At 72.7% G+C, this 6,364-nt stretch carries 4 protein-coding genes; all 4 read right to left on the bottom strand.

Annotation, left to right across the window (positions count from 1 at the left end):
* Positions 1 to 786: dihydroxy-acid dehydratase domain-containing protein (locus tag DZF91_RS29955; protein ID WP_199486984.1), on the bottom strand; the 786-nt coding region annotated here is incomplete at its 3' end.
* Positions 783 to 2,342: an NAD-dependent succinate-semialdehyde dehydrogenase gene (locus DZF91_RS29950; protein WP_199486983.1), complete on the bottom strand. Its 1,560-nt coding sequence runs from the start codon at positions 2,340 to 2,342 to the stop codon at positions 783 to 785. The genes DZF91_RS29955 and DZF91_RS29950, both read right to left, overlap by 4 nt.
* A 1-nt stretch (position 2,343) precedes the next feature.
* Positions 2,344 to 4,230 carry a thiamine pyrophosphate-dependent enzyme gene (locus DZF91_RS29945; RefSeq protein ID WP_117360451.1) on the bottom strand — a complete coding sequence of 629 codons (1,887 nt, stop codon included), beginning with the start codon at positions 4,228 to 4,230 and terminating at the stop codon, positions 2,344 to 2,346.
* Positions 4,231 to 5,073: 843 nt separating this feature from the next.
* Entirely contained in the window at positions 5,074 to 6,231 is a 1,158-nt protein-coding gene (gene xylA / locus DZF91_RS29940; protein WP_117360450.1) for a xylose isomerase, read from the bottom strand.
* Positions 6,232 to 6,364 lie beyond the last annotated feature (133 nt).

Below are 6,364 nucleotides of genomic sequence, written 5' to 3'. Positions count from 1 at the left end.
GGCCGTCGTCCCGGCCCGGAGCCGGTCCCCGCTGGCGGCGGGCGCGGTGGCCGTGCCCGCCGGGCTGAGCCCGAGGGCCTCGGCGACGCAGGCCATCGTGGACGCGGTGCCCATGACCATGCAGGTGCCGCCGGTGGTGGCCAGCGCCGACCGCACGTCGGCGATCTCGGCCTCGTCCAGCTCGCCCGCCCGGTGCCGCGCCCACATGCCGCGGCAGTCGGTGCACGCGCCGAGGCGCTGTCCCCGCCACGAACCGGTCAGCATCGGTCCCGCGACCACCTCGACCGCCGGCACGTCCGCGGACACCGCCGCCATCAGCTGCGCCGGGACGGTCTTGTCGCACCCGCCGAGCAGCACCACGGCGTCCATCGGCTGGGCCTTGACGAGTTCCTCGGTCTCCATGGCGAGGAGGTTGCGGAACATCATGGAGGTCGGCGACAGCAGGATCTCGGGCAGCGACATCGTCGGGAACACCAGCGGCAGCCCGCCCGCCTCCAGGACGCCCCGCTTGACGGACTCCACCAGCCCCGGCATCTCGCGGTGGCAGGTGGTGTAGTCGCTGCCGGTGTCGGCGATGCCGACGACGGGACGGTCCAGGTCGTCGGCGTCGAACCCGGCCGAGGCGAGGAACGCGCGCCGCAGGAACCTGCTGAACCCCGGGTCGCCGTAGGAGGTGAGGCCGCGGTCGACGCCCTGGACGCGCGCGCCGTCCGCACCGCTCGTCTCGGTCGCGCCCGTCGTCCCGTGCGCGCCGGTCGTCCCGTTCGCGCTGGTCGGGCCGGTCATGCGAGGTCTCCGAGGCGCATGCTGACGTACTTGGTCACGGTGTAGTCGTCGATTCCCTCGGTGCCGCCCTCGCGGCCGTGGCCGGACTGCTTGACCCCGCCGAACGGCGCCTCCGCCGTGGCGATGGTGAGGTGGTTGACGCCGACCATCCCGACCTCCAGCTCCTCGGACGCGCGGAAGGCGGTGGTCAGGTCACCGGTGAAGACGAAGCCGCCGAGGCCGTACGGGGTCGCGTTGGCGACGGCGATCGCCTCGTCGAAGGTCGCGAAGGCGGCGATGGGGGCGACCGGGCCGAAGGGCTCCTCCCGCATCACCCGCATGTCGGCGCTGACGCCGGTCAGAACGGTGGGGGTGAAGTAGTAGCCGACCTGGAAGTCCTCGGGCGCGCCGCCGCCGTGCTCGATCCGCGCGCCCTTGGCGACGGCGTCGTCCACGAGTTCGCCGACCGCGGTGCGGCGGGCGGCGGTGGTCAGCGGCCCGACGTCGGTGTCCGGGTCCCGCCCGTCGCCGAGGCGGAGCCTGCGGGTCTCCGCGACGAACGCCTCGGTGAACTCGTCCGCGACCGACTCGTGGACCAGGAATCGGCTGGCGGCGATGCACACCTGGCCGCCGTTGCGGAACTTGCCCCGCGCGCAGACCTCCGCCGCGCGGCGGACGTCGGTGTCCGGGAACACCAGGACGGGCGCGTGCCCGCCCAGTTCCATGGCGGTCTCCTTCAGCCCCTGCGCGGCCAGCGTGGACAGGTGGACACCGACCGGCACCGACCCGGTGAGGCTCACCTTGCGGATCACGTCGGACGCGACGAGGTGCCGGGACACCTCCGCCGGTTCGCCGGTGACGACGTTCAGCACGCCCGCCGGGAGCCCGGTCCGCTCCGCGACCTCGGCGAACAGCAGGGTGCTCAGCGGCGCCTCGATCGGCGCCATCACGATGATCGAGCAGCCGGCCGCCAGCGCCGGGGCGATCTTGCGCGCGGTCAGCAGCGACGGGAAGTTCCAGGCGGCGAACGCGGCCACCGGCCCGACCGGCTCGCGCCGGACCAGGATGCGGGTGGAGGTGTCGTGTCCGTCGACGCTGCGGCCGTAGACGCGGCGGGCCTCGTCGGCGTACCAGTCGAACTGGTCGGCCGAGGCCAGCACCTCGCCGCGCGCCTGCGCCAGCGGCTTGCCCTGCTCGAGGGTCATCACCAGGGCGAAGCGGTCGGCCTCGGCGCGGATCGTCCGGGCGAAGCGGCGGAGCAGGTCCGAGCGGTCCCAGGCGGACGTCGTCCGCCACCGCCGGAACCCGGCCGCCGCGGCGGCGAGGGCGTCGTCGAGGTCCGCGGCGGTCGCGACCGGCACGGCGGTGAGCTCGGTCTCGGTCGCGGGGTTCTCCACCGCCCGGGTCCGGCCGTCTCCCGACTCCCGCCAGGTTCCGTCGATGAACAGGCGGGCGGGAGGCAGGACGTCGCGGAGGCCGGTGCCGTCCAGCGCGGCGCCGTCCAGGGGCGTGCCGTCCAGCGCGGTGCCGTCCAGCGGGGTGCGGTCCAGGGGGGCGCGGTCCTTGGTGCCGGTCAACTCAGAGTCCAATCTCGTGTCGAAGCCGCTGGGTGTCCGCCACCGAGTTGCCGACGTTCCAGCGTCCGTAGGCGGGAAGCCCGCCCGCCGGGTCGTCGCCGAAGTAGACGGGGACGTGGATCAGCGACAGCCCCTCCCGCGCCCGCGCCTCGTCCAGCGCCGCGCGCAGGGACTCGCGGGTGTAGCCGCCGTGCAGCGCCGTGACGCCCTCCACCGAACCGGCCCAGGCGACGTAGTCCACCGCGACGCCGTCGGAGGTGGCGTGGTCGATGCCGTACTGGTCGATCTGGAGGCTGGAGATGGCCGCCATGCGGCGGTTGTCGAGGACGACGACGCAGCCGTTGGCACCGTGCGCGACCCCGTCGATCAGCACCTGCGGGTTCATGGTGAACGAGCCGTCCCCGGTCACCGCGACGCCGTACCAGGGCTCGTCGCCGATCGCCGTCGCGAGGACGGCGCTGGTCGCGAAGCCCATGTAGCTGGCCCCCGCCTCGGTGAACGACCGTCCGGGCTCCTCCTCCGCCGACATCTGGAAGCCGACCGCCTGGACGTCCCCGGCGTCGAAGAACGTGACCGCGTCGGCGCTCTCCGCCCACTCGGCGATGGTCTGGACGGCGGCGGGCTGCGTCAGCACCTCCCGCTCCCAGACCGGGTCGTGGAGCGTCGGCCGGTCGAGCCTGTCCTGCTTGACCCGCTCCCACGCGCGCCGGGCGTCCTGGCACTCGTCCAGCCAGGTGGACGCCTCGGCTCCCCCGCCGGCCCCGGCCAGCTCCGCCCGGACGGCCTCGACCAGCGCCGCCAGGGTCTCCCGGGCGTCGCCGACCAGGGCCGTCGTCTCGTTGTAGTGGGTCGCGGAGTCGAGGTCGGCGTTGATGTTCACCACGTGGCGGACGCGCGGGTACCCGGTGCGGGACGAGTCGGCCTGGCACACCGAGCGCGTCCCGACGGCGAGCAGCAGGTCGGCGTTCTCCATGGCGAAGTTGCCGCTGAGCGACCCCTTGGTGCCGCCGACCATCATCTGGCGCGGGTGGCTGGCCGGGACGACCCCGAGGCTGACGGGCGACATCACGAAGACGGCGTCGACGAGGTCGGCGAGCTCCTCCAGCTCACGCCGGCAGCCCCGGGCGCCGCCGCCGACCTTCACCACGACCCGTCCGGCGTCGAGGAGCCGCCGCGCCGCCGCCCGGTAGTCGGCCGCCGCCGCGCCCAGGCGCGGGGGCACTCCGGTCGGCAGTTCCCGGAGGTTGAAGTCGGTGATGACCTGCGGCTGCGTGTTGAGCGGGAGCAGCAGGTAGAACGGGCCCGGCCGGTAGGGGTGGTCGACGGTGTTCAGGCCGCGGCGCAGCGCGGTCGGCAGCGCGCGCGGGGTGTGGAGCGAGTACGCGGGGCCCATGGCGGAGGTGAGGCGCAGGAACAGTCCCTGTTCCGGCCTCGGGATCTGCTGCATGTTGGGGCCCTCGTCCTCGGTGGTCTCGTCGCCGTAGAGGTGCCAGACGCCGAGGCCGTCGCTGCTGGCGACCAGCGACCCGGCCATCGCCTGCAGCGCGCCGGGGCCGATCGAGGTGACCACCGCCGCCTTCTCGCCCGTGACCCACCGCAGCGCCGCGGCGGCGTGCGACGCCTCGGTCTCGTGGCGCACCGCGTAGGTCCTGACCACCCCCGCCTCCTCGTAGATGCGGAGCACTTCGGCCAGCTCGGTGGACCCGTGCCCGAAGACGACCACGAACTTGCGGACGTGCTGCCGGAGCAGGCCGAGCACCAGCGCCTCGGACAGTGTGAGGCTCGCCCGCGCCGGGAGCGCCCCGCTGTCGAGGGCCTGGTCCACTCCGCCGGCCTCGGCGACGCGGCGGGCGCGTTCGGTGCGTTCTCCGGTGAGGTCAAGTTCCATCGATAGGTCCCCGTGGGTCGGTGAGCTGCGGTGATCGGTGAAGCTACAACAGCGATGTCATATGCACAACACCTCGCGGCGATTTCTCTCGCACTTCTCCTGCACTTCGGCGAGGTTGTTGTCTATTTGGCAACGAAGCGCTTACTATCGGCTTCTCGAGCCCGTATCCGCAGGAGCCGACACCGCGACCGAAGACAACAAGATCAGCTTCTGGGACAACGCCCCGGGCGGCCCCTTCGCCGCCCCCGGTCGGCGGCCGGCCCGCAGGCCAGAGCCCGCCGCCAGCCTCAGAAACCCGGCAGCCCGGTTTTCAAGCCCCAAGAAGTTGACTCAGGAAAAGCGAATAGACGGCCCCTTGGGCGCCTTTTTCTCTGGCGCGCGAAGACGGCACGCCACCTCATTTGGACGGCTGCGGGGACGCCATCGTGAATTTCCTGGAAGATGTCCGGAAAACGGGGCGGCAAGAGCGGGTCGGTGGCGCGACACATTGTCAGCGTCGCACCGATCCCGGCGAAGAGTTTTCGCGGCTGCAGTGCGGCGGCGCTGGCCGCATGGCCCGGCCGCTCGGTGGTTCGGGGGGCGCGGCACGATGGGCGGGGCCGTCCAAGGCGCATCACCTCGCCGCGATGAACGACTCCCCCACGTGTCCCATTAAGGGTGATTCCGTTATCAGCAGGGCGCGGACGTGTGCGTCCTTACGCGGTGCGGGCCGCTACACCGGCGCGTGCGCGGCCATCAGCCGCCACCGCGCCTGTCACAGATGAGATCACAAAAGTGTTCGGCAGCATCTCCTCGCTGGGCGGCCCGGCCCGCCAGGGGCCGCCCAGCGAGGAGAGCATGGGTTCACCTCACGCCGTAGAGGTGTTCCAGAGCCAGTTGGTCGAGGCGTTCGAAGGCGGCTCCGCGGGCGGCGAGGGCCTCGATGTCGGGGGACGCGTCCCGGACGGAGCGCCAGTCCTCGCCGTCGGCGAGGGTCGGGACGGCCAGCTCGTCCAGCTTCGCGCGGCGCAGGGCGTCCTGCACCTCCGGGTCGGCGCGGAAGGCGCGGACCTTCTCCCGCAGGATCAGCCAGTTGCGCATGCAGGCCCGCGCCGACTCCCAGACGCCCTCGTCGTCCTCGGTGCGCGGCGGCTTGAAGTCGAAGTGGACCGGACCGGCGTAGTCGCTGTTCTCGATGAGGTCGACGACCCAGAAGGCGCCGCGCGCGTTGCCCGCCCCGAACCGCAGGTCCTGGTCGTAGCGAGGGCCGTGCTGGCCGTTCAGGTCGATGTGGAACAGCTTGCCCTGCCACAGCGCCTGGGCGAGGCCGTGCGCGTAGTTGAGGCCGGCCATCTCCTCATGGCCGACCTCGGGGTTGAGGCCGACGTTCTCGGGCCGGTCGAGGGTCTGGATGAAGGCGAGGGCGTGGCCGATGGTGGGGAGCAGGATGTCCCCGCGCGGCTCGTTCGGCTTCGGCTCGATGGCGAAGCGCAGGTCGTAGCCCCGGTCGGCGACGTAGGCGCCGAGGACGTCGAACGCCTCCTTGTAGCGGTCCAGCGCGGCGCGGACGTCCTTGGCGGCGCCCGACTCGGCGCCCTCCCGGCCGCCCCAGCACACGTAGGTCCGGGCGCCCAGTTCGGCGGCGAGGTCGAGGTTGTCCATGACCTTGCGCAGCGCGAACCGGCGGACGTCGCGGTCGTTGGCGGTGAACGCGCCGTCCTTGAAGACCGGGTGGGAGAACAGGTTGGTCGTCGCGGTGGTGACGACCAGGCCCGTCTCGTCGAGCGCCTTCCTGAACGCGTCGATCCTCCCCTGGCGTTCGGCGGGCGAGGCGTCGAAGTCGAACACGTCGTTGTCGTGGAAGTTGACGCCGTACGCGCCGATCTCCGCGAGCTTGCGGACGGCGCGGTCGGCGGGCATCGGCGCGCGGGTGCCGGGGCCGAACACGTCGACGCCCTGCCAGCCGACCGTCCAGATGCCGAACGAGAACCGGTCCTCCGGAACGGGCGTGTAGTCGCTCATGGGTCTCCTTGTCAGATCTGCGGGGCGGAGTCGCGCAGCGCCGCGTAGCGGGCGCGGACCGACTCCGCGTCGGCGGCGCGGGCGGCGGCGTCGGTGGTGTGCCCGGCGGCGTGCTCGGTGGCGGGCGGTGCGG

The sequence above is a fragment of the Actinomadura logoneensis genome (assembly GCF_003428695.1).
Classification (GTDB): domain Bacteria; phylum Actinomycetota; class Actinomycetes; order Streptosporangiales; family Streptosporangiaceae; genus Spirillospora; species Spirillospora logoneensis.
This window is presented reverse-complemented; position numbering and strand designations above follow the sequence as displayed.